Below are 20,923 nucleotides of genomic sequence, written 5' to 3' on the forward strand. Positions count from 1 at the left end.
GGAGACGCATGCGCCGTAGGCGGCTAGGCGAGATCGGCTCGACCCGCCTCGATTCGAGTTCACCGAAGCGGATCAGATTGCGAAGATCCTCCTCCCTTCGATCGACGAACCTCGAGAGCTCCGGGACGCTGTAGTCCGTGTCCGGATCGACCCGCTCCAGATGTAGTGGCTTCCGCTTTCGGATCGGATGGGTCGTGCCCTCATGCCACAAGCGGTGCAGGTTCTCGATGGTGACTCGGTGGCACTGCCGTCGCCCCCTCCGCTCGGCGCCGGGCAGATCGAAGATCAGCTCAGCCTCCCCAGTGATGCATGCTGTCCGGTGGCGGATCCACTGTCGCGCCACGAAGATCGGCAGCTTGACGTGGAACTTCAGCTCCACCATTTCGAACGGCGTCGTGTGCTGATGCCGCATCAGGTAGCGGATGAGCCCGCGGTCCTCGCTGACGCTCTTCGTGCCGAGGCCGTAGCTGACGCGCGCCGCCTGCACGATCGAGGCGTCGCCCCCCATGTAGTCCACGAGGTAGACGAAGCCGTGATCGAGGCAGGGAATCTTTCGCCCGATCCACTGCTCCGCCTCGGGAGTGGTGAGGCGCCGATACACTTCGCTCAATTCACGTTCCTTGGTCATCATCGGCCTCCTCGAGGGCGTGGAGATCTCTAAATGCTTTCTAGCATGAAAATGCAAGGGCGTCGAGCCACTCCGGAGGAGCGCTATTCCAATCAGGACACCCTCGCCTCGAAATTAGGACACCGCGGAGCCTGGCGGGCACCCGAGGATGGACTCCTTCTCGGGGCAGTCCTTCGCTTCCTGCCCTGTCGCGTGGACGTAGATCCGGTACCATGTGACGAAGGTCGAGAGGGCGTCGTAGCGGCTCACGGCAGATCTTGGCTCGCGCGAAGTTGGCGGGAAACCATGCCCCGTTTCCAGCCTGGAGTCGAGGGCATCAGCATAGTGGACGACGACCTCACACCCACGGCGGCCCGACGAGCGAGAAGACGAGCCCGGTGGCGAGCTTCGGGTAGAAGTAGGTCGACTTCTCCGGCATCACCTCGCCGGCCAGGCAGACCTCGCGCACCTGCGCCATGCTGGGCGGGTTCAGGAGAAAGGCGACGGCGGCCCGGCCGGCCGCGACCGCGGCGGCCGCCTCCTCGTCGTCGTGCGTGAACTCCAGATTCTCGGGACCGACGCCGAGGACGGGCTCGAGGATCGCGCGGTGGAGGAGCTCCACCGCGAGCCCGCGCAGCACGGGCGGGAGGTCGCGCAGGCGCTCGCGGGCGGCGGGCGCCGCGCGCAGCCGGAGCCGGCGGCCGGGGAGTACGCAGTCGATCTCGCCCACGGCCCGGCGCCGGCGCGCGTCCACCGGCTCGACCGTGAAGGACTCGCCGAGGCGCGCCGCGAGCGCCGCCCCGTCGGGGCCGAGGGGCCCGCGCACCAGGCGGTGCGTCGGCAGGATGACCGCGCCCTCCTCCTCCATGTTGGCGAGGCAGGCGAGGACGTACCCGGCGGCCTCGTTGCCTGGCTGCTCGTCGCGGTAGGCGAGCGCCGTCTCGTAGCGGTGGTGGCCGTCGGCGATGATGATGGTCTGGTTTGCGAGCGCCGCCTGCACGCGCGCGATCACGGACGCGTCGGTCACGCGCCAGAGCTGGTGCCAGCCGCTCACGTCGACGAGCGGCGCGCCCAGGTGCGGGCCGCCGATCAGCGCGCGCACGGGCTCGCCCGGCCGCGCGTAGAGACCGAAGATGGCGCTCAGATTGGCGCCCGTGGCGCGCAGGAGCGCGAGGCGGTCGGCCTTGGGCCCCGGGAGCGTGCGCTCGTGCGGGCGCACGATGCCCGAGGCGAAGTCCTCGAGCCGGAGCCGGCAGAGGAGCCCGTCCCGCCGGCGCGTCGAGCCGTCGGGGAGCGAGAACCGCTGGGCGTAGAGGTAGAGGGCGGGCTCGGGGTCGGGCCGGAGGATACCTGCGCCGATCCACTCGCGCAGGGTTTGCGCCGCGGCGGCGGCGCGCTCCGCCTCGCGCGGCAGGATCAGCCGGATCACGTTGTACGGGCTGCGGGCGTAGAGCTCCGCCTGCTCGGCCGCGGTGATGACGTCGTAGGGGGGCGCCAGCACCTGGCCCACGTCGCCGACCCGGGCGGTATCGTAGCGCAGGCCGACGAGCGGACGGACGGCGGCCATCAGCCCTCCCCGAGGGCCGCGCGCAGCTCGGCTTCGGAGACGAGGCCCGGGCGCAGGATGCGCAGGCGCTCGCCCTCGATCGCCGCCACGGTGGAGGCGCCCCCGCGCAGCCGGCCGCCCTCGAGGTAGACGGCGACGCGCTCACCGAAGTAGGCGCGCGCCTCGGCGAGCCGCCGCGGTGGCTCGGCGCCGGGCGGGTTCGCGCTCGGCGCCGTGACCGGCGCGCCCAGCCCCACCACCAGTGCCGCCGCGTACGGGTGCGCGGACACCCGCACGCCGATCGTGCCGCTGCCCGCGGTGAGTGGCGCCGGGAGGCCCGCCCGCGCGGGCAGCACCAGCGTCAGCGCCCCCGGCCAGAAGCGCGCCGCGAGCCGGCGCGCGGCGCGTGGAATCTCGGCCGCGACCGCCTCCGCCATGGCGAGGTCGCGCACCAGGACGAGGATCGGCTTCCCCTCCTCTCGCCCCCTCACGGTGACGAGATGGTCGACCGCGGCGGTCGAGTGGGCATCGGCGCCCAGGCCGTAGACCGTCTCGGTCGGGAACACGACCAGCGCTCCCGCGGCGAGCGCCGCGACGGCCGCGTCAGTCGGGGCTCTCAGGGAAGAGCTTCCTCTGCAGGCGCAGGTTCTTGCCCTCGACGCTCTCCGCCAGCTCGGCCTTGAAGCGCTCGAGGCGCTGTCGGAGCGCACGGTTCTTGAGGCTCAGGATCTGCGCCGCCAGGATGGCCGCGTTCTCGGCGCCGCCGCGGCCGATCGCCACCGTCGCCACCGGCACGCCGGGCGGCATCTGCACGGTGGCGAGGAGGGCGTCGAGCCCGCCGAGCGCGCCCGATCCGACCGGCACGCCGATCACCGGCAGCGTCGTGTGCGCCGCGACCACGCCGGCCAGGTGCGCCGCCCCGCCCGCGCCCGCGATCAGCACCGCGAGGCCGCGGCGGCGCGCGCTCTCCGCGTACTGCCGCACCAGCTTCGGCGAGCGGTGCGCCGACATCACCTGCACCTCGTACTCGATGTCGAGATCCTTCAGGCGTTCGGCCGCCGCCTCCATCGTGTCCCAGTCGCTGTCGCTCCCCATCACGATGCCGACCTGGGGCCGGCCGTCACGACTTGCCATGTGAGCCCATCTCCCGCGCCGCGGCTCCCGCGAGCGCGCGCTGTCCGATGTCCCGCCGGTAGTGCATGCCGGGCCAGCTGATGTGCGCCGCGGCGGCGTAAGCCTCGGTCACCGCCTGCCCGATCGTGTCGCCGAGCGCGGTCACGTCGAGCACGCGACCGCCGTCGGTCAGGAGCACGCCCTCGGGCCGCTTCGTCCCGGCGTGGAAGACCTTGCCGCCCTGCCACGCGCGGAGCGCGTCCACGCCGTCGATCGGCCGCCCGCGCTCGACCGCGCCCGGGTAGCCCGCGGCGGCGAGCACGACACACACCGCGGCGCGCGCGTCCCAGTCGACGGTGGCGCCGGCGAGACGGCCCTCGCACGCGCGCTCGAGCAGCTCGAGCAGGTCCGAGCGCAGGCGGACGAGCACCACCTCCGCCTCCGGGTCGCCGAAGCGCACGTTGAACTCGAGCACCTTGGCCCGGCCCTCCTGCACCATGAGGCCGGCGTAGAGGACGCCCGTGTAGCGGATGCCCTGCCGCGCGAGGCCGCGCACCACGGGCTCCATGATCTCGCGCATGATCCGGTCCTGGAGCGCGGGCGTCACGATCGGCGCCGGCGAGCAGGCGCCCATGCCGCCCGTGTTCGGCCCCCGGTCGCCGTCGAGGGCGCGCTTGTGGTCCTGGGAGGTGGCGAGCGGCAGCACGGTCGTGCCGTCCGTCAGCGCCATGAACGAGACCTCCTCGCCCTCGAGGAACTCCTCCACCACGACGCGGCTCCCCGCGTCGCCGAGGAGCCGCGCGCGCATGAGCTCGTCCACCGCCTCCAGCGCGGCGGCGACGGTCGGGCAGATGAAGACGCCCTTGCCGCTCGCGAGGCCGTCGGCCTTGACGACGACGGGCGCGCCCACCTCCTTCACGTAGCGGGCCGCGTCGTCGGGATCGCCGAACACGCCGAAGAACGCCGTCGGCACGTGCTCGTGGCGGAGCAGCTCCTTGGTGAACGCCTTCGAGCCCTCGAGGCGCGCGGCGGCGGCCGTGGGGCCGAAGGCCCTGAGTCCGGCGGCGGTGAGGCGGTCGACGAGGCCGAGCGTGAGCGGCAGCTCGGGGCCGACGACGGTCAGGTCGATCCGGCGCTCCTCCGCGAAGCGCAGGAGCCCCTTCACGTCGTCGGCGGCGATCGGCACGCACTCCGCGTCCTCGGCGATGCCGGCGTTGCCGGGCGCGCAGTAGAGCGCGCTGATCCGGCTGCTGCCCCTTTTGAGCTTCCACACGAGCGCGTGCTCGCGCCCGCCCCCGCCGACGACGAGGACGCGCATCAGTGGCGGAAGTGGCGCACGCCGGTGAAGACCATGGCCACGCCGTGCGCGTCGGCGGCGCGGATGACCTCCTCGTCGCGGGTGCTGCCGCCCGGCTGGATGACGGCGGTCGCGCCGGCGGCGATCGCCTCCTCGAGGCCGTCGGCGAAGGGGAAGAAGGCGTCGCTCGCGAGGACGGAGCCACGCAGCGAAATGCCGAGGCGCTCGGCGCGCGCGCGCGCGTTCCGCACCGGCTCGACGCGCGAGGTCTGTCCGCCGCCGAGTGCGAGCGTGCGGTCCGCGGTGGTGAACGCGATCGCGTTCGACTTGACGTGCTTGACGACGCGCCACGCGAAGGCGAGCGCGGCGAGCTCCCCCGCCGCGGGGGCGCGCCGGGTGACCACCTTCGCCGCGCGCGGGTCCTCGATGGCGCGATCCCCGTCCTGCACGAGGAGGCCGCCCGTGACGCCGCGGATGGCGGGCGCGCGCGCCGGCGCGGCCTCCGGATGCCAGCGCACGAGCCGGCGCGCCTTCTTCCGGCGCAGGAGCTCGAGCGCGTCGGGCTCGAAGTCGGGCGCGATCAGCACCTCGGTGAAGATCTCGTCGACGGCGCGCGCGAGGGCGAGCGTCCACGGGCGCGTCGACACCACGATGCCGCCGAAGGGCGACTCGGGGTCGGTCGCGTAGGCGCGCTCCCAGGCTTCGAGCGGGTCGCGCCCCGCGCCCACGCCGCAGGGCGTGTTGTGCTTCACGATCGCGACCGCCGCCTCGGGCCCCCGTCGGAACTCCTCGGCCAGGGCCAGGGCGGCGTCGATGTCGACGACATTATTGTAGGAGAGCTCTTTCCCGTGCAGCGGCTCGGCGACCCGGAGGAAGTCCCCGTAGAGCGCCCCCGCCTGGTGCGGGTTCTCGCCGTAGCGCAGGTCGAGCGCCTTGGCGCCGCCCCAGTGGAAGGTGCCGCCCCGACTCAGGTAGTCCGCGATCGCGCCGTCGTAGCAGGCGGTCGTGCAGAACACCTTCTCCGCGAGGCGCCGCCGCGTCTCGGGCTCGACGCCGCCCGCGCGGAGCTCGGCCAGCACGGGCCCGTAGTCGTCGGGATCGACGATGACGGTCACGTCGGCGTGGTTCTTCGCCGCCGAGCGCAGCAGGGAGGGGCCGCCGATGTCGATCTGCTCGATCGCCTCCGCGAGCGTCGTACCCGGGCGGGCGATCGTGTCGCGGAAGGGGTAGAGGTTCACGGCGACCAAGTCGATGGTCTCGATGCCGTGCTCGCGCATCGCGCGCACGTGCTCGGGGAGGTCGCGCCGGCCGAGGAGGCCGCCGTGGATCTTCGGGTGCAGCGTCTTCACGCGCCCGTCGAGCATCTCGGGGAAGCCGGTGTAGTCGCTCACCTGCCGGACGCGCACGCCCGCGTCGGCGAGGAGCTTCGCGGTCCCGCCCGTCGACAGGATGTCGAAGCCGAGCGCGGCGAGCCCGCGCGCGAACTCGACCACGCCCCGCTTGTCGCTGACGCTCACCAGCGCCCTAGGCATTACCCCACTCCTCCACGTGGACACGCGGCACGCGCTTGCCGACCGCCGTCAGCACCTCGTAGGAGATCGTCTCGCACCAGCCGGCGAGCTCGTCGGCGCCCAGCCCGTCGCCGAAGAGGACGACGCGCTCGCCCACGTCCGCGCCGTCCACGTCGGTCACGTCGATCATGGTGTGATCCATGCAGACGCGGCCCGCGACCGGTGCGCGCCGCCCGCGCACGACGACCTGGGCGCGGTTGGACGCGAGGCGATGGTAGCCGTCCGCGTAGCCCACGGGCAGTGAGGCGATCGTGCTCGGACGCGCGGTGACGAAGGTGCCGGCGTAGCTGACCGGCGTGCCCGCCGGCACGCGCCGGGTGTGCGCGATCGCGGTGCGGAGCCGCATCGCCGGCCGCACGGCCGCGCGCTCCGCCAGGTGCGGCGCGGGCGCGTAGCCGTAGAGCATGATCCCGGGCCGCACCATCGTGAAGTGGGCGCCGGGGGCCGAGAGTACCCCTGCGCTGTTCGCGAGGTGGACGCGCGGCGGGCGGATACCGGCCGCGGCGAGCGCCTCGAGCACGCTCGCGAAGCGGGCCGCCTGCGCACGCGCAGCGGCCGTGTCGACGGCGTCCGCCGAGGCGAAATGCGAGAAGACCCCTGCGATCTCGAGGCCCTTCATGCCGCGCACCAGCTCCCCGAAGGCGCGCACCTGGGCCGCGTCGAGGCCGAGCCGCGTCATGCCCGTGTCGACCTTCAGATGGACGCGCACCGGGCGGCCGGCGGCCGCCAGCGCCCGCGCCCGCTCCGGGTCCCAGAGCGCCACCTCGAGATCGTCCGCCGCGACGTCCCGCTCCTCCCCGGCGAACGCGCCGCCCAGCACGACGATGGGCGCCGTCAGGCCCGCGCGCCGGAGCTCCCTGCCCTCGGCGACGCCCGAAACGCCGAGGCCCCAGGCGCCGGCGTCGAGGAAGGCCCGCGCCGCCGGCACGGCGCCGTGTCCGTAGGCGTCGGCCTTCACCACCGCGAGCACCGCCACGCCCGGGCCGACGAGCTCCCGGGCCCGGCGGCAGTTGTGCCGGAGGGCCGAGAGACTCACCTCGGCGACCGTGGGCCTCCCATGGATGTCAGGCATTGGAAGAGGGACCGAACCGGAGGCCCATCATTACCAAATGGCCGACGCGGCTGTCGAGGCGGAGTCGACGTTCGTCGCGGGCGGCGCCGTCGGTTGTCAGGCTCCGGCTCGCGGGCTATCGTCTCGACGAGTCGTGCGAGTGATGGTCAATGGCGAGCCGCGGGCGCTCGACGCCGGGGTAACGGTGGCCGACCTGGTGGCCGCGCTGGGCCTCGGCCCGCGGCGTGTCGCGGTCGAGGTGAACCGGGCCGTGGTGCCGCGCGCCGAGTACGGCGCCACCGCGCTCCGCGAGGGGGACGCGGTCGAGATCATCCACTTCGTCGGAGGCGGATAGATGGACGATCCCTTCGTGCTCGCCGGCCGCGAGCACCGCTCGCGCCTCATCGTCGGTACCGGCAAGTACCGGTCCTTCGCGGAGACACGGCAGGCGGTCGAGGCCTCGGGTGCCGAGATCGTGACCGTCGCGGTGCGGCGCGTGAACATCACCGACCCGGGCAAGGAGAACCTGCTCGACTTCCTGCCGCCCGACCGCTTCACGATCCTGCCCAACACCGCCGGCTGCTACACCGCCGAGGAGGCCATCCGCACCTGCCGGCTCGCGCGCGAGGCGGGCGTGGGCCCGCTCGTCAAGCTCGAGGTGATCGGCGACGAGAAGACGCTCTTCCCGGACATCCCGGCCACCATCGAGGCGGCGAAGGTCCTGGTGAAGGAGGGTTTCCAGGTCCTGCCCTACATCACCGACGACCCGGTCGCCTGCAAGCGGCTCGAGGAGCTCGGCTGCGCCGCCGTCATGCCGCTCGCCGCACCCATCGGCTCGGGCCTCGGCGTGCGCAACCCCTTCAACCTGCGCATCATCGTCGAGCAGAGCCGCGTGCCCGTGATCGTCGACGCGGGCGTGGGCACGGCCTCGCACGCGGCCGAGGCGCTGGAGCTCGGCTGCGACGCGGTGCTCATGAACACCGCGATCGCGGGCGCCAAGGACCCGCTCCTGATGGCCGAGGCGATGCGGCTCGCGGTGGAGGCGGGGCGCAAGGCGTTCCTCGCGGGGCGGATTCCGGCGAAACTGTACGCGACGGCCTCGAGCCCGATCGAGGGGCTGATCCGCTAGGCGCGCGCCCCGCGGCCGGACGCAGCGCGGCTCGACCGCGGAGCGCCGCCGTGCCTATAACCCGCCCGCGTCAACGCGCCGCCGACGGGGGATGCGATCGTGAAGGCGACCGACGACTGGTGGGCCCTCTGGATCGGCCTCCTGGTGTTCGCGCTCTCGCTCTTCACCCTGGCCGGCGCCGACCTCCTCGGCTGGGGCGTGACGACGCAGGTGTGGCTCTCCCCCGCGAAGGCGCTGGCACCGGTCTCGAAAGCGTACGCCGCGCTCCCCGGTGTCGCGAGCCTCGCCCTCACCTATCTCTTCCTCCTCGCCGTCATGACGGCCGGCGCGGCGCGCCTCGGCCTCGACGCGAAGCGCTTCGCCGCCGGCTTCAGCGTGATCCTGTGGGCGAGCTGGCTCTGCTGGCTCGCGGGCAACAACGCCTACGTCGCCGCCACACCGGACAAGCGCGGGGGGTTCGGCATCGGGTGGTCGCTCTCGCTGACCGGCGAGGCGGGCTTCATCGTCGCGCTCGCGGCGGGGCTCGCGATCGGCAACTTCCTGCCCGGTGTGGCGGGCTGGCTCGCGGAGGCGACGCGGCCCGAGTGGTACGTGAAGATCGCGATCGTGATCCTCGGCGGCGCGCTCGGCGTGCAGGCGGCAGGCGCGCGCGGGCTCGCGACGGCCGTCCTCTTCCGCGGCTTCGCGGCGATCGTGGAGGCGTACCTCATCTACTGGGCGCTCGTGTACCTGATCGCGCGGCGCATCTTCCGCCTGACGCGCGAGTGGGCGGCGCCGCTCGCCTCCGGCGTCTCGATCTGCGGTGTGTCGGCGGCGATCGCGACCGCCGCCGCGATCCGGGCCCGGCCGGTGGTGGCCGTCATGGTCTCGTCGCTGGTGGTGCTCTTCGCGGTGGTGGAGCTGGTGGTCCTGCCCTTCGCCGCGCAGGCCTTCCTCGCGCACCAGCCGCTCGTCGCCGGGGCGTGGATGGGGCTCGCCGTCAAGACCGACGGCGCGGCGATGGCGAGCGGCGCCATCACCGAGGCGCTCGTGCGGGCCAGGGCCGCGGCGGGCGGCGTCGCCTGGCAGGAAGGCTGGATGCTGATGACGACCACCACGGTCAAGGTCTTCATCGACATGTTCATCGGCGTGTGGGCCTTCGTGCTCGCGCTGGTGTGGGCGTACGGCATCCGCAGGGACGAGGGGCAGACCGTCTCGGCACGCGACATCTGGGAGCGCTTCCCGAAGTTCGTGCTCGGCTACTTCGTCACCTTCGCGGCCCTGCTCGGGCTCGTGGTCGCGCGGCCCGGGCTGCTCGACGCGGCCAGGCTCGCCACCGCCGAGACCAACGTCTTTCGCGTGCTCTTCTTCGTGATGACGTTCTTCACCATCGGCCTGGCCTCGAACTTCGCGAAGCTGCGCCAGGAGGGCCTCGCGCGCCTGGCGCTCGTCTACGTCGTGTGCCTGTTCGGGTTCATCGTCTGGATCGGCCTCGCCGTGTCGTGGATCTTCTTCCACGGCATGGTGCCCCCGCGGGTGAGCTGAGATGCGCCCGGACCTCTCGGACGAGCCGCTCCTCCCCGCCGAGGTGAAGCTCATCACCTGGAGCCTCGTCCTGGGCGTCGTGCTGCTCGGGCTCCTCGTGTGGATGAGCGAGGCGTTCTTCGCCGCCGGCTGACTAACGGAGCCGGTCGAGGAAGGCACGCGCCAGGGCGGGGCCCCGGCCCGACTCCTCGTGCTTGAAGTAGACGTAGACGCGCTTCCAGGTCGCGATGTCGCGGACGCGAGCCGCCCAGCGGTCGAGGTCGTCGTCGCCGTAGTCCGCGCGCCGGAGCCGCAGGTAGCCGAAGGGCGCGGTGGGGACCGGCGGGGTCGCGAAGTCGTCGGCCTCGGCGATGCAGAGCGCGGCGCGATGCTTGCCGAGGAGGTCGTAGGTCGCGTCGTTGAACCAGCTCTCGTGCCGGAACTCGAAGGCGGGCTCGAGGCCGGGCGGCAGGCCCGCCAGGAACTCGGCGAGGCGCGCGGCGTCGAAGCGGAAGTAGGGCGGGAGCTGGAAGAGGAGGGGGCCGAGCTTCGGGCCGAGCCCTGCGGCGGCGCGGCAGAACGCCGCCGTGACCTCGCCGGCGTCGCGCAGGCGGAGCACGTGGGTGATGCGCTGCGGGGCCTTCAACGCGAAGCGGAAGCCGGCCGGCGTCTGGCGCGCCCAGCCGGTCAGGAGCTCGGGGGTCGGCAGGCGGTGGAAGGTGTGGTTGATCTCCACGGTGGCGAGCGCGCGCGCGTAGAAGCGGAGCATCTCGCGCGCCGGGAGCTCGTCGGGGTAGAAGCTGCCGCGCCAGGCCGGGTAGCTGAAGCCCGAGGTGCCGGCCAGCACGCGCGCCGCGCGGGCGGCCATCAGCGCTGCGGCGCGAGGCGGCGGAAGATCGCCAGGTGGCGCACGGCGTCCTGCTTGCGCCCGCCGCGCTCGTAGAGGAGGGCCAGGTTGTAGTGCGCGTCGGCGAGCCTGGGATCGGCGCGCACGGCGTGCTCGTAGCACGGCAGCGCCTGGTCCGGGCGGCCGTGGTCCTCGAGCAGCACACCCAGGTTGTACCACGCGAGCGCGTTCCCCGGCTCGTGGCGGAGCGCCTCGCGGTAGTGCGACTCCGCGCCCTCGAGCTTCCCCTCGGCGTGCAGGAGCCGGCCGAGGTTGATGCGCGCGGTCACCTGCGCGGGGTTCAGGTCGAGCGCGTGGTGGTAGGCGGCGCGCGCCTCGAGCGGCGAGCCGTCCTCCAGCTCGACGCCGAGGTCGCACCACTCGTCGGCGGAGAGCCGCGGGAGCTTCGTGCGCGGCTCCGGCGCCGGGAGCTGCGCGATCTTGCGCGCGCGCTGCACCACCTGGCCCGCCTCGAAGTTGAAGAGGAACTGGCCCGACTCGGGCTGCCAGCGGCTCTCGCCGTCCCAGACGACGACGCGCTCGCCGTCGGCGTAGACCGCGAGGCGGGTGAGCGGCCGGTTCCCGATCTGACGGCGGAGCGACGCGAGGACGCGGCCGAGCTTCCCGACCGGCACCCTGCGGGCGAGCAGCCCCCGCATCGTCCGCAGCAGGACGAGGTCGACGAAGTCGAAGCGGAGGCGCCCGCGCGCGTCGCGCGCCGGGTGCAGGATGCCGGCGCGCACGCACTGGCGGAGCCGCGGCGGCGGCACGCCGGCGATGCGTGCCGCCTGCGCCGTGTCGAAGTGGGCGCGGGCTCCCGCCGCGGGCCGCGCGCCCACTTACTTCTTGTGCGCGCGACGCGTGGCGCCCGGCCGCTCGTGCGCGCGGACGCGGGCGGCGGAGCGTCGCTTCCCGGCCACCTCGGGCTCGGCCACTCGCTCGGCTCGCGCCGCGGTGCGCGAAAGGCTGGCCTTGAGCGCTTCCATGAGATCGATCACCTGCGCCTTCGGCTTCTCGGGCTCGGCCGCCGTGACCTCCTGGCCCGCCACCTTCTTCTGCACCACCGCCTCGACCCGCTCGCGGTACTGGTCCTTGTACTGCTCGGGACGGAACGCCTTGGCGGAGAGCTGCTGGACGAGCTTGCGCGCCATCTCGAGCTCGCCGGCGCGCACCTTCGGCTCGCCGCCCAGGTCGACCTCGGCGAGGCTCCGCACCTCGTCGGCGTAGTGCATGGTGTGGAGGACGAGCCCGCCGTCGTAGGGCCGCAGAAGGACCAGATGCTCCTTCCCGCCGCGCACGTACTGCGCGAGCGCGACCTTGTCGGTCTCGCGCATCGCCTGCGCGAGCAGGTGGTAGGCCTTCTCGGCGCCCTTGTCCGGGCCGAGGTAGTGCGCGTCCTCGAAGTAGATGGGATCCACCCCGGCGAGCGGCACGAACTCGTGGATGTCGATGGCGCGGTTGGCCTCGGCCTCGAGCGCCCGGATCTCCTCGTCCGTGAAGGTGACGTAGCGGTCCTTCTCGAACTGGTAGCCCTTCACGATCTCGCTCCGCTCGACCACCTTGTCGTGGTGCGGGCAGTAGAGCTGCTGCTTGATGCGGGTGTGGCAGGGCGCGTGCAGCATGTTGAACGAGAGCTGCTCGGAGTGGGTCGCCACGTAGACGCGGATCGGGATCGACACGAGCCCGAAGCTGATCGTCCCCGAGCCGATGGAGCGGGCGGGCATGCGGCCTCCTTCCGGAAGCCAGGTAAGCGCACGGCCCCCGCCTGTGTCAAACCCGCACCGTGCTACCATGCCGCGCCGGATGCGGACGCCTCGACGGCTTGCAACGCTGCCGCGCGTGCGCCTCCAGCCGGCGAGCCTCCCCCTCATGCTGCCCACCCTGGTCGAGGAGGTGCCCCGCGGACCCGGCTGGCTCTTCGAGCTCAAGTGGGACGGCGTGCGCCTGCTCGCGCTGCGCGAGCAGGGGCGGGTCGAGCTCTGGGCACGCAGCGGCGCGCGCATGACGGAGCGGTACCCCGAGATCGCCGTCGCGCTCGCGCCGCTCGCGGGGGGGGACTTCGCGCTCGACGGCGAGGTCGTGGCACTCGACGCGGCGGGCCGCCCGAGCTTCGAGCGGCTCCAGCGCCGCATGCACCTGGTCCGCGGGGTGGCGGCCGCCGCGGCCGCGGTGCCGGTGACGGCGTACTTCTACGACTGCCTCGCCCTCTTCGGCCGCGACGTGCGCGGGCTCCCGCTCGCCGACCGGAAGGCGCTCCTCCACCAGGTCGTCTCCGCTCTCGGGGCGGTGCGCTACGCCGACCACGTGGAAGGCGACGGCGCGCAGTTCCTCGCCGCCGCCTGCAAGGCGGGGCTGGAGGGCATCGTCGCAAAGCGGGCCGACGCGCGCTACCTGGCCGGGCGCCGCATGGAATGGCGCAAGATCAAGTGCGTCCGGCGGCAGGAATTCGTGATCGGCGGCTACACCGATCCGAAGGGCACGCGCGCGCTTCTCGGCGCCGTCCACCTGGGAGTCTACGACGGCGACGATCTCGTCTACGCGGGCCGCGCCGGCTCGGGCCTCGACCGCGCGGGCCTGGACGAGCTCGCCGCCCGCCTCCGCCCGCTCGTCACCGAGCGCTGCCCGTTCACGCGCGGCTGCCCGCCGCGCGGGCCCGAGCACCACTGGGTCCGACCGGCGCTCGTGTGCGAGGTGCGCTTCTCGGAGTGGACGAGCGACGGGCTCGTCCGCCACCCGGTGTACCTGGGGCTCCGCACCGACCGCCGGCCGCGCGACGTGCACGCGGAGCGCCCTAGGAGCCTGTCCGAGTAACCGACGGAAGCGAGGCGAACGAGCCGGGGAGCGAGAGCGGCAAGCGCAGCGCCGACCGAGGAGGCGTAGCAAGCTACGCCGCACGAGGGAGGCGCGAGCACGCCGCTCGCAGCCCCCGGCTCGTTCGCCGCAGCCGGAGCGTTACTCGGACAGGCTCCTACACCTCGATCGTGATCCGCCAGCGCCCGCCCTCGTCGGCCACCCCGACCACGTGATGCCCGGCGGCCTCGGCGGCGCGCGGGATGTCGGCCGCGCCCTGCGCGTCGTCGAGGAGGACGTCGATCTCCTGGCCGGGCGCGAGCGTCTCCAGATGGACCTTGGCCCGGGCCCAACTGAGCGGGCACTTCACACCCCGCAGGTCGAGCGTCTCACGCGCCATGCTTCACCGGGCGCCTCCAGCCGGGGGCGGCGCGGGGAGTCCGCGCGAGGCCAGGTAGTCGAGCCAGGCCGCGATCGCCGTCTTGAGCTCCTCGATTGCGCGGCCCGGGGTGGGTGCCAGCCCCGAGAGCCCGGGGAGCTCCGCGCACGTCGCCACGCACTCGCCGTCGCGCTCCGACCACGACGTCCGGTACGTGTAGGGCGGCAGCTCAGGCACGGCTCACCTCGAGCATGCGGCGTACCTGGTAGGCCTTGGCGTGCCCGTCGCGCCCCGCCTGGAGATTCAAGGCGACGGCGGCCGCGTGACGCATGATGCGGTGCCCGCGGACCTGCCGCACCTTCTCGAAGCCGAGCTGGCGGGAGAGACGCAGCGCCTCCTCGAAGCGCAGCGCCTGCGGACGGAGCCGGGCCTTCTCGAGGAGCGCCTGGTCGATGACCATCCCGAGCACGGGCTACGCGTGACCGGGGGCACAGTCAATGCGTAGGGGCGAAATACGTCGGCGAGACGAGCCGGCCGCACCCCACGCCGGTTCGGGAGCTGCGCTCGGAGCGGTCGCTTTCTTGCCGCCCCCCCACGCCGCACGGTACAGTCGGCGCGTCGCGCGCCGATGGAGACCTACACGCTTCGCCCGCGGCCGGACGCCCGGCCCGATCGCCGCTACCGCATCGACTACGCGGGCGAGCTGAACGGGGCGCAGTACGAGGCCGCCACCGCGCTCGAGGGGTCCGTGCTGGTGATCGCCGGCGCCGGCAGCGGCAAGACCCGCACGCTCGTCTACCGGGTTGCGCGCCTGGTCGAGTCGGGCGTCAGCCCGGGGCAGATCCTCCTCCTCACCTTCACGCGCAAGGCGGCCGAGGAGATGCTGCGGCGCGCGGCGGCGCTGGTGGGTGCGAGCTGCGAGCGCGTGGGGGGCGGGACGTTCCACTCCTTTGCCAACGTGGTGCTCCGCCGCACGGCGCGGCACGTGGGGCTCGAGCCCAACTTCACCATCCTCGACCGCAGCGACTCCGAGGACGTCGTGAACCTGCTGCGCAGCCGGGCGGGGCTCGACCGCAAGGACCGCCGTTTCCCGCGCAAGAGCGCGATCCTCGAGATCCTGAGCATGGCCGTCAACCGCGCCAAGCCGGTCGCCGACGTCCTCACCGAGAGCTATGCGCACCTGGCCGATCACCTGGAGGACCTGGAGCGACTCGGCCTCGAGTACGGGCGTTACAAGCGGGAGAAGAACCTGGTCGACTACGACGACCTCCTCGTCCTCCTGCGCGACCTCCTGCGCGACCACCCGGAGGTCGCGGCCCAGCTCTCGCGCACCTACCGCTTCATCATGGTCGACGAGTACCAGGACACGAACCCGCTCCAGGCCGAGATCGTCCGCACCCTCGCCGCCACGCACCCGAACGTGATGGCCGTCGGCGACGACAGCCAGAGCATCTACTCCTTCCGCGGCGCCACCTTCCGCAACATCATGGACTTCCCGAAGGCCTTTCCCGACACGCGCATCATCAAGCTCGAGGAGAACTACCGCTCGACGCAGCCCATCCTCGACCTCGCCAACGCGATCATCGACCAGGCGGCGGAGAAGCACACCAAGGTCCTGCGCACGCGGCGGGCCGACGGCCCTCCGCCGCTGCTGGCCCAGTGCAACGACGAGCAGGCGCAGTCCCGCTTCGTCTGCCAGCGCATCCTCGAGCTGCGCGAGGAGGGCGTGCCGCTCGACGAGATGGCCGTCCTCTTCCGCTCGAGCTTCCATTCCTTCGACCTGGAGCTCGAGCTCCAGCGCGCCGACGTCCCGTTCGTCAAGCGGGGCGGCTTCAAGTTCATCGAGACGGCGCACGTGAAGGACGTTCTCGCCCACCTCCGAATCATCGCCAACCCGCGCGACGCGGTGTCGTGGCACCGCGTGCTGCTGCTCCTCGAGCACGTCGGGCCGCGCACCGCCGACGACATCTTCACCCACGTCGCCCCCGCCGCCGACGTGGAGAGCGCGGCCGAGCGCCTGGCGGGCTACCCCCGGCGCGGCGCGTACACCAAGGAGCTCGGCCGCCTGGCCGCGCTCCTCGGCGAGATCGCCCCCGACCCGCTGCCGCCGGGCGAGAAGGTCGCCAAGGTGGTGGGCTTCTATGCGCCCATGCTCCGCCATCTCCACCCCGAGGACTTCCCCAAGCGCGAGAAGGACCTCGAGCACTTCGCCACCATCGCCGGGCGCTACCGGAGCCTGGCCTCGCTGCTCGCGGACATGGCGCTCGAGCCGCCCACGGACAGCGTGGGCGACGTGCTCGCGGCCGACGTCGAGGAGGGCCTCCTCACGCTCTCCACCATCCACTCGGCCAAGGGGCTCGAGTGGAACACGGTGTTCGTGATCTGGTTGGTGGACGGTCGCTTCCCCTCCTACCAGAACCTGCACGATGGGGAGGAGATCGAGGAGGAGCGCCGCCTCCTCTACGTCGCCGTCACGCGCGCCAAGGAGCACCTGTATCTCAGCTACCCGATCGACATCTACGACCGCAGCTCCGGCATGGTGCTGGGCCAGCCCTCGCGCTTCCTCGCCGACCTGCCCGACGGGGTGCTCGCCGGCCTCCAGGTGGTCGACGAGGTCGGCTTCCGCTAGAGCGCAACTTCCTCGCGGGACGTGTGTTGCGGGCCGCGTGCGAGTCGCCGCCCCTCTCGTCCTCGCCCTGGTCCTCGCGCTCGGGCCCGTAGGTCCCGCACGAGCCCAGGATGATGAAGGGTACCAGGACGAGGACGACCCCGGCGGCCAGTACGCGGCCGACACGGCGCCCGATCCGTCGACCTACGGAGAGGCGCTCGCCCCCTACGGCACCTGGGTCGACGACGACCAGAACGGGCAGGTCTGGCAACCAGCGGTGAGCGTCGACTGGGCCCCATACACCGACGGGTACTGGGCATGGACGCCGTACGGCTGGACGTGGGTGTCGTCCGAGCCGTGGGCCTGGACCTTCCACTACGGGCGCTGGGTGCTCCTGCCGGGCGGCTGGGCGTGGGTGCCGGGCACCGTCTGGGGACCCGCCTGGGTCGACTGGTTCTGGGGCGACGGCTTCATCGGATGGGCGCCGCTCGCGCCCTTCGCGACCGAGGTGATCGTCCTGAACGAGTTCGTCTTCGTGCACGAGGGCGACTTCTGCTCGCACGACCTGGCCCACGTGGTGGTCAACCACCACCTCGTCCCCGACCACGTCATCCACCGCTGGCAGCACCGCGATTGGCGGAACGACCATCCCCCGGGCCGGCACCACGTCGAGCGGGTGTCGCACCACCCCGTGACTCGCATGGACCACCGGCCGCCGGGGACGGTCGCGCCGGCCGGGGTCGGAGCGCGGCAGCTGGCACGGCCCCGTGCGGAGCCCCGGCTCGGCGGGGCGCGCCGCAACCTGACCCGCCTCGGAAACCCCTGGCGGCCCGGGCTCTCCGCACGGGCGAGCGCGCCCGCGTTCCAGGTTCGCCGGCCGGCCCTGCAGGCACCGGCGCGCCCGGGCATCGTGCGGCGGGACCCGCCCGCCGTGTGGAGCCCGCCGCGCGCACCGTTCGGCGCGGGGGCGCGTCCCCCGCTCGGCCAGCCGGGCGGGCCGGTCGTCAGCACCGCCCGGCCGGTGCGGCCAGCCGTCCCCGGTGGCTCGGTCGCGCTCCCCCATCCAGGGCTGCCTGGCCAGCGCCGGCTGGAGAGCGGGCACACGTTCGCCGGCCGGCACGACGGTGGACGGGGGTTCCAGCTCTCCTCGCCCGGCGGGCGATAGCGAGATCCCTTGCGTACCGCGCGCGCCTGAGCGTTTTATGGGCGCGATGCAGGCGAGCGAGCTGCGCGAGCGGATGGCGGCGGCGGGGATCGAGCTTCCCCCCGAGCTGATCGACGTGGTGGCCACGGCGGCCGGGCCGATGATCACCTCGCTCGACGCCCTTCTCTCCCTCGACCTGGGCGACCTCGAACCGTTCTCGCCGGCGCGGCGCCTGCCCGACGACGTCGGCTGATGGGCGCGCCACTCGCCGAGCTCTCGGTGGTGGAGGTGCGTGCCGCGCTCGCCAGACGCGAGGCGACGGCGGTCGAGGTCGCCCGCGCATGCCTCGAGGCGCTCGGCGCGCGCGACCCGCACGTGCACGCCTTCGTCACCGTCACCGCCGACGACGCGCTCGCCGCGGCGCGCGCCGCCGATCGGGCGCTCGCCCGCGGCGACGCGGGGCCGCTCGCCGGCGTGCCGATCGGCGTGAAGGACCTCCTCGCCGTGCGCGGAGTCGCGCGCACGAACGGCAGCCCGGCCTTCGCCGGCGCCCCGCCCGCCGCTGCCGACGCCGGGGCGGTGGCACGGCTGCGCACCGCGGGCGCGGTCATCGTGGGGACGACGCACCTCCACGAGCTGGCCTTCGGGCCGACGGGGGTCAACCGGGCGCTCGGCACGCCGGTGAACCCGTGGGCCGCGGGCCGCGTGCCGGGCGGCTCGAGCAGCGGCTCGGGCGCGGCGGTGGCGGCGCGGCTCGTGCCCGCCGCGCTCGGTACCGACACGGGCGGCTCGATCCGCATCCCGGCGAGCTTCTGCGGCGTGACCGGGTTCAAGCCGACCTACGGGCGCGTGACACGCGCCGGCGTCACGCCGCTCGCCTGGACGCTCGATCACGTGGGCCCGCTCGCGCGCAGCGTGGAGGACGCGGCACTGCTGCTCGGCGTGCTGGCCGGCCACGATCCCGCGGATCCGACGAGCGCGCGGATCTCGGTGCCGGACTACGCGGCGCGGCTCGACCGCTCGCTCCGCGGCGTGCGCGTCGGCGTGCCGCGCGACTTCGCCTGCGCCCTCGTCGATCCGGAGGTGGTGCGCGCCTTCGAGGCGGCGCTCGACGAGCTCGGCAGCGCGGGCGCGACGGTGAGCGACGTGACGCTCCCGTCGCTCGGCCACGCGGGCCCGGCGCTCGGCGCGGTCATCCTCGCCGAAGCGCGGAGCGCGCTCGTGCCGCTGCTCGGCGCGCGGCGGGAGCGCGCGAGCGTCGACCTGCGGGTCTACCTCGAGCTCGGGAAGCTCGTGACCGCCGAGCAGTACGTCGCGGCGCAGCGCGTGCGCAGCCGCCTCTACGAGGAGATGCGCGCCGTGCTCGCGCGCGTCGATCTCCTCGCCACGCCGGCCACGGTGCTGGCGGCACCGCGCCCCGACGAGCTCGAGGTGCGTCTCGGTGACGCCGAGATGGGCGCGTTCGAGGCGATCTGCCGCCTCTCGGGTCCGTTCAACCTGACCGGGCTGCCGGCGCTCGCGCTGCCCTGCGGGTTCACGGGCGACGGGCGGCCGATCGGGCTCCAGCTGGCGGGGCGGCCGTTCGCGGAGGCGGACGTGCTCGCGGCCGGGCACGCCTACCAGCGCGTCACGGACTGGCACCGGCGCCGGCCGCCGGGCTGAAGATGCGCGTCGAGCGGGTCGCGACGCGTGTCTCGGGTGGAGCCTGCGCGCGTCGTCGCCTCTCGCTCCCTCACGGCCGCCGGGCGACGATCTGGACGACGCGCAGGGCGCCGTCGGCGAGCGCGGCGGCGAGGGCTTCGCGCTCGCGCACGAGCTGGGCGCAGCGCGCATCACGCCGCAGGCGGGCGAGGAGGCGGTCGCGGGCGGCGAGGACCTGGGCGGAGCGCTCCGGGGCCTCGGCGGTCCGGTCCCGCACCGCGAACTCGATGAAGCCCAGCCGTTCGAGCGCCGCCGCCCGCTCCGCCGTCGTGGAGGGACGCCAGCCGGGAATCTCGGGCGCGGAGCGGGCCTCGGGGCGCACGAGATCCTGGATGGCGAGCGTGCCGCCGCGCCGGAGCACCCGATGCGCCTCGCCGAGGGCCGCCAGAGGGTCGCGCAGGCGGGGCAGCGTCTCGAGGATCCAGACGTGCGTGAAGTGCGCGGCGCGGAAGGGGAGGGCGGCGGGGTCGGCCGGCACGAGGCGGACCTGCGCCGAGAGCCCCGTGCGGCGCGTGAGCGATTCGCCGGCCTCCGCCTCGGCGCGGCTCGCTGCCGTGCCGACGACCTCGCACCCGAGACGCGCCACGAGCCAGCGCGACGTGCCGCCGAGACCGGCGCCCAGGTCGAGGACGAACTCGTACTTGCGGAAGATGCCGCGCGCGGCGAGGGCGTCGAGCAGGTGGAAGCCGGTGCCGCTCGGGTGCTCGAGCCCGAGGTACGGGAGGCCGCGCGGCAATGGCGCGGCGGCCTTGTGCGCCCGCGCCAGGGTCTCGATCGCGGCCGCGAGCCGCGCCACGGGCGCCTCGGACATTGCGAGCGCCCCTACCACAGAATTGGCCCGGACGCCGCGCTCGCGCTAAGCTCGCCTCGCACGTGCTCACGGACCGTCCCATCCGTCCGCCCGGGCCGCGGCCGGCGTGGTACCGGCGCCTGCCCGCGTCGCTGAGAAGGGTCGCGGCGGCGAGCGATCGCGTGCCCACCCTGCCGCTGCGCGCCGGTGCGACGCTCAAGGGTGCCGTGGCGGCGCTGCCGGCGGTGCTCGCCACCGGTCGGGAGCGCGACGTGCAGGCGCTCGCGCAGCGCATCAGCGACGACATCTGCGCCGGGCTCGGTGCCCCGGGCGTACGCGTGCGCGTCGCCGCGCGTCGGCCTCCGCTGCGCGGAGGGGAGCTCCAGGGCCTCTACACGGCGGCCGACGGCCGTGGCCGCGACCTCGTGACCGTGTGGATGCTCACCGCCAAGCGCGGGCAGGTGGTCGCCTTCCGCACTTTTCTCCGCACGCTCCTCCACGAGCTCTGCCATCACCTCGACTACACGCTGCTCCACCTGCGGGACTCGCTGCACACGCAGGGTTTCTATCAGCGAGAGTCGAGCCTCTTTCACGCGCTCGACGCGGGGAGACTCGACGCCGAGCATTGACAGACCCGCCAGGATTCTCTATACGGCGCAACTCGACGAGGCGTGTGTATCCCCGCGTGTCCGGACCGTTTTCCCGGGCCACGGGGATTTTCTTGGATCGCTGCCTGACCGATCGGTCTATAGTGGTCGGTCAGGGGGCGGATGTGCGTGAGCTGAGCCAAAGAGATAGAAGACGGCCG

General features: G+C 73.5%; 22 protein-coding genes and 1 pseudogene. 9 read left to right on the plus strand and 14 right to left on the minus strand.

The genetic code is table 11. The features are described from left to right. Positions 1 to 310 precede the first annotated feature (310 nt). From E6J59_11085 to alr, 7 genes and pseudogenes are all read right to left on the minus strand, one after another. Positions 311 to 631: pseudogene (locus E6J59_11085) on the minus strand (thymidylate synthase (FAD)). Positions 632 to 965: 334 nt separating this feature from the next. Beyond that, the gene (locus E6J59_11090) at positions 966 to 2,174 is read right to left on the minus strand and encodes a DUF1015 domain-containing protein (protein ID TMB19641.1); all 1,209 of its coding nucleotides are present in this window, start codon (positions 2,172 to 2,174) and stop codon (positions 966 to 968) included. After that, complete coding sequence (locus tag E6J59_11095) at positions 2,174 to 2,863, minus strand: threonylcarbamoyl-AMP synthase (GenBank protein TMB19642.1); 690 nt, start codon at positions 2,861 to 2,863, stop codon at positions 2,174 to 2,176. Before E6J59_11095 ends, E6J59_11090 begins: the two co-directional genes overlap by 1 nt. After that, positions 2,757 to 3,287, minus strand: a complete 531-nt coding sequence (gene purE, locus E6J59_11100) for a 5-(carboxyamino)imidazole ribonucleotide mutase (GenBank protein ID TMB19643.1) — start codon at positions 3,285 to 3,287, stop codon at positions 2,757 to 2,759. Before purE ends, E6J59_11095 begins: the two co-directional genes overlap by 107 nt. After that, positions 3,274 to 4,584: a phosphoribosylamine--glycine ligase gene (purD, locus tag E6J59_11105; protein ID TMB19644.1), complete on the minus strand. Its 1,311-nt coding sequence runs from the start codon at positions 4,582 to 4,584 to the stop codon at positions 3,274 to 3,276. The genes purE and purD overlap by 14 nt, the downstream gene beginning before the upstream one ends. Then, positions 4,584 to 6,095 (minus strand): bifunctional phosphoribosylaminoimidazolecarboxamide formyltransferase/IMP cyclohydrolase, encoded by a 1,512-nt coding sequence (gene purH / locus E6J59_11110; GenBank protein TMB19645.1) that lies wholly within the window; start codon positions 6,093 to 6,095, stop codon positions 4,584 to 4,586. Before purH ends, purD begins: the two co-directional genes overlap by 1 nt. Beyond that, positions 6,088 to 7,206, minus strand: a complete 1,119-nt coding sequence (gene alr, locus E6J59_11115) for an alanine racemase (GenBank protein TMB19646.1) — start codon at positions 7,204 to 7,206, stop codon at positions 6,088 to 6,090. Before alr ends, purH begins: the two co-directional genes overlap by 8 nt. 37 nt (positions 7,207 to 7,243) lie before the next feature. On the opposite strand from alr, the gene thiS reads away from it, so the two are divergent. From thiS to E6J59_11130, 3 genes are all read left to right on the plus strand, one after another. Then, positions 7,244 to 7,540 carry a sulfur carrier protein ThiS gene (gene thiS / locus E6J59_11120; GenBank protein ID TMB19647.1) on the plus strand — a complete coding sequence of 99 codons (297 nt, stop codon included), beginning with the start codon at positions 7,244 to 7,246 and terminating at the stop codon, positions 7,538 to 7,540. Beyond that, the gene (locus tag E6J59_11125) at positions 7,541 to 8,314 is read left to right on the plus strand and encodes a thiazole synthase (GenBank protein ID TMB19648.1); all 774 of its coding nucleotides are present in this window, start codon (positions 7,541 to 7,543) and stop codon (positions 8,312 to 8,314) included. 96 nt (positions 8,315 to 8,410) lie between these two features. Continuing rightward, complete coding sequence (locus E6J59_11130) at positions 8,411 to 9,838, plus strand: putative sulfate exporter family transporter (protein ID TMB19649.1); 1,428 nt, start codon at positions 8,411 to 8,413, stop codon at positions 9,836 to 9,838. 133 nt (positions 9,839 to 9,971) lie between these two features. Here the strand turns inward: E6J59_11130 and E6J59_11135 are convergent, their stop codons facing one another. The 3 genes from E6J59_11135 to E6J59_11145 are packed head-to-tail and all read right to left on the minus strand — an operon-like array spanning position 9,972 to position 12,427. Then, positions 9,972 to 10,685 (minus strand): DUF72 domain-containing protein, encoded by a 714-nt coding sequence (locus E6J59_11135; protein ID TMB19650.1) that lies wholly within the window; start codon positions 10,683 to 10,685, stop codon positions 9,972 to 9,974. Continuing rightward, a complete protein-coding gene (locus E6J59_11140; protein ID TMB19651.1) occupies positions 10,685 to 11,542 on the minus strand; it encodes a tetratricopeptide repeat protein in 858 nt (285 codons plus the stop codon). The genes E6J59_11135 and E6J59_11140 overlap by 1 nt, the downstream gene beginning before the upstream one ends. Beyond that, positions 11,543 to 12,427, minus strand: coding sequence for a Ku protein (locus E6J59_11145; GenBank protein TMB19652.1), 885 nt, complete (start codon positions 12,425 to 12,427; stop codon positions 11,543 to 11,545). On the opposite strand from E6J59_11145, the gene E6J59_11150 reads away from it, so the two are divergent. After that, a complete protein-coding gene (locus tag E6J59_11150; GenBank protein ID TMB19653.1) occupies positions 12,411 to 13,514 on the plus strand; it encodes an ATP-dependent DNA ligase in 1,104 nt (367 codons plus the stop codon). The two genes, E6J59_11145 and E6J59_11150, sit on opposite strands and share 17 nt — an antisense overlap. Positions 13,515 to 13,671: 157 nt before the next feature. On the opposite strand, the gene E6J59_11155 is transcribed toward E6J59_11150, so the two are convergent. The 3 genes from E6J59_11155 to E6J59_11165 are packed head-to-tail and all read right to left on the minus strand — an operon-like array spanning position 13,672 to position 14,341. Beyond that, a complete protein-coding gene (locus E6J59_11155; GenBank protein TMB19654.1) occupies positions 13,672 to 13,893 on the minus strand; it encodes a sulfurtransferase TusA family protein in 222 nt (73 codons plus the stop codon). A gap of 3 nt (positions 13,894 to 13,896) precedes the next feature. After that, the gene (locus E6J59_11160) at positions 13,897 to 14,109 is read right to left on the minus strand and encodes a hypothetical protein (protein TMB19655.1); all 213 of its coding nucleotides are present in this window, start codon (positions 14,107 to 14,109) and stop codon (positions 13,897 to 13,899) included. Continuing rightward, positions 14,102 to 14,341, minus strand: coding sequence for a hypothetical protein (locus tag E6J59_11165; GenBank protein TMB19656.1), 240 nt, complete (start codon positions 14,339 to 14,341; stop codon positions 14,102 to 14,104). The genes E6J59_11160 and E6J59_11165 overlap by 8 nt, the downstream gene beginning before the upstream one ends. Positions 14,342 to 14,500: 159 nt before the next feature. Between E6J59_11165 and E6J59_11170 the strand changes: the two genes are divergently transcribed. From E6J59_11170 to E6J59_11185, 4 genes are read left to right on the plus strand one after another with little or no spacing between them, the layout of a single operon-like run. After that, positions 14,501 to 16,501, plus strand: a complete 2,001-nt coding sequence (locus tag E6J59_11170; protein ID TMB19657.1) for an ATP-dependent helicase — start codon at positions 14,501 to 14,503, stop codon at positions 16,499 to 16,501. Positions 16,502 to 16,538: 37 nt separating this feature from the next. After that, a complete protein-coding gene (locus tag E6J59_11175; GenBank protein ID TMB19658.1) occupies positions 16,539 to 17,645 on the plus strand; it encodes a hypothetical protein in 1,107 nt (368 codons plus the stop codon). A 46-nt stretch (positions 17,646 to 17,691) separates the two neighbouring features. Then, positions 17,692 to 17,877, plus strand: coding sequence for a hypothetical protein (locus tag E6J59_11180; protein TMB19659.1), 186 nt, complete (start codon positions 17,692 to 17,694; stop codon positions 17,875 to 17,877). After that, positions 17,877 to 19,286, plus strand: coding sequence for a hypothetical protein (locus E6J59_11185; protein TMB19660.1), 1,410 nt, complete (start codon positions 17,877 to 17,879; stop codon positions 19,284 to 19,286). Before E6J59_11180 ends, E6J59_11185 begins: the two co-directional genes overlap by 1 nt. A 70-nt stretch (positions 19,287 to 19,356) precedes the next feature. Here the strand turns inward: E6J59_11185 and E6J59_11190 are convergent, their stop codons facing one another. Then, complete coding sequence (locus E6J59_11190; GenBank protein TMB19661.1) at positions 19,357 to 20,136, minus strand: class I SAM-dependent methyltransferase; 780 nt, start codon at positions 20,134 to 20,136, stop codon at positions 19,357 to 19,359. A gap of 119 nt (positions 20,137 to 20,255) precedes the next feature. Between E6J59_11190 and E6J59_11195 the strand changes: the two genes are divergently transcribed. Then, entirely contained in the window at positions 20,256 to 20,744 is a 489-nt protein-coding gene (locus E6J59_11195; GenBank protein ID TMB19672.1) for a hypothetical protein, read from the plus strand. The last annotated feature ends 179 nt before the right edge of the window (positions 20,745 to 20,923 follow it).

This window comes from Deltaproteobacteria bacterium (assembly GCA_005879795.1).
GTDB lineage: Bacteria > Desulfobacterota > Binatia > DP-6 > DP-6 > DP-6.

What these genes read in the sequence shown, in the direction of transcription:
- E6J59_11090 (TMB19641.1), bottom strand. Translation starts at nt 2,174, where the DNA reads ATGGCCGCCGTCCGTCCGCTCGTCGGCCTGCGCTACGATACCGCCCGG.
- purE (TMB19643.1), bottom strand. Translation starts at nt 3,287, where the DNA reads ATGGCAAGTCGTGACGGCCGGCCCCAGGTCGGCATCGTGATGGGGAGC.
- purD (TMB19644.1), bottom strand. Translation starts at nt 4,584, where the DNA reads ATGCGCGTCCTCGTCGTCGGCGGGGGCGGGCGCGAGCACGCGCTCGTG.
- purH (TMB19645.1), bottom strand. Translation starts at nt 6,095, where the DNA reads ATGCCTAGGGCGCTGGTGAGCGTCAGCGACAAGCGGGGCGTGGTCGAG.
- alr (TMB19646.1), bottom strand. Translation starts at nt 7,206, where the DNA reads ATGCCTGACATCCATGGGAGGCCCACGGTCGCCGAGGTGAGTCTCTCG.
- thiS (TMB19647.1), top strand. Translation starts at nt 7,244, where the DNA reads ATGGCCGACGCGGCTGTCGAGGCGGAGTCGACGTTCGTCGCGGGCGGC.
- E6J59_11125 (TMB19648.1), top strand. Translation starts at nt 7,541, where the DNA reads ATGGACGATCCCTTCGTGCTCGCCGGCCGCGAGCACCGCTCGCGCCTC.
- E6J59_11135 (TMB19650.1), bottom strand. Translation starts at nt 10,685, where the DNA reads ATGGCCGCCCGCGCGGCGCGCGTGCTGGCCGGCACCTCGGGCTTCAGC.
- E6J59_11150 (TMB19653.1), top strand. Translation starts at nt 12,411, where the DNA reads ATGGAGCGGGCGGGCATGCGGCCTCCTTCCGGAAGCCAGGTAAGCGCA.
- E6J59_11145 (TMB19652.1), bottom strand. Translation starts at nt 12,427, where the DNA reads ATGCCCGCCCGCTCCATCGGCTCGGGGACGATCAGCTTCGGGCTCGTG.
- E6J59_11155 (TMB19654.1), bottom strand. Translation starts at nt 13,893, where the DNA reads ATGGCGCGTGAGACGCTCGACCTGCGGGGTGTGAAGTGCCCGCTCAGT.
- E6J59_11170 (TMB19657.1), top strand. Translation starts at nt 14,501, where the DNA reads ATGGAGACCTACACGCTTCGCCCGCGGCCGGACGCCCGGCCCGATCGC.
- E6J59_11180 (TMB19659.1), top strand. Translation starts at nt 17,692, where the DNA reads ATGCAGGCGAGCGAGCTGCGCGAGCGGATGGCGGCGGCGGGGATCGAG.
- E6J59_11185 (TMB19660.1), top strand. Translation starts at nt 17,877, where the DNA reads ATGGGCGCGCCACTCGCCGAGCTCTCGGTGGTGGAGGTGCGTGCCGCG.
- E6J59_11190 (TMB19661.1), bottom strand. Translation starts at nt 20,136, where the DNA reads ATGTCCGAGGCGCCCGTGGCGCGGCTCGCGGCCGCGATCGAGACCCTG.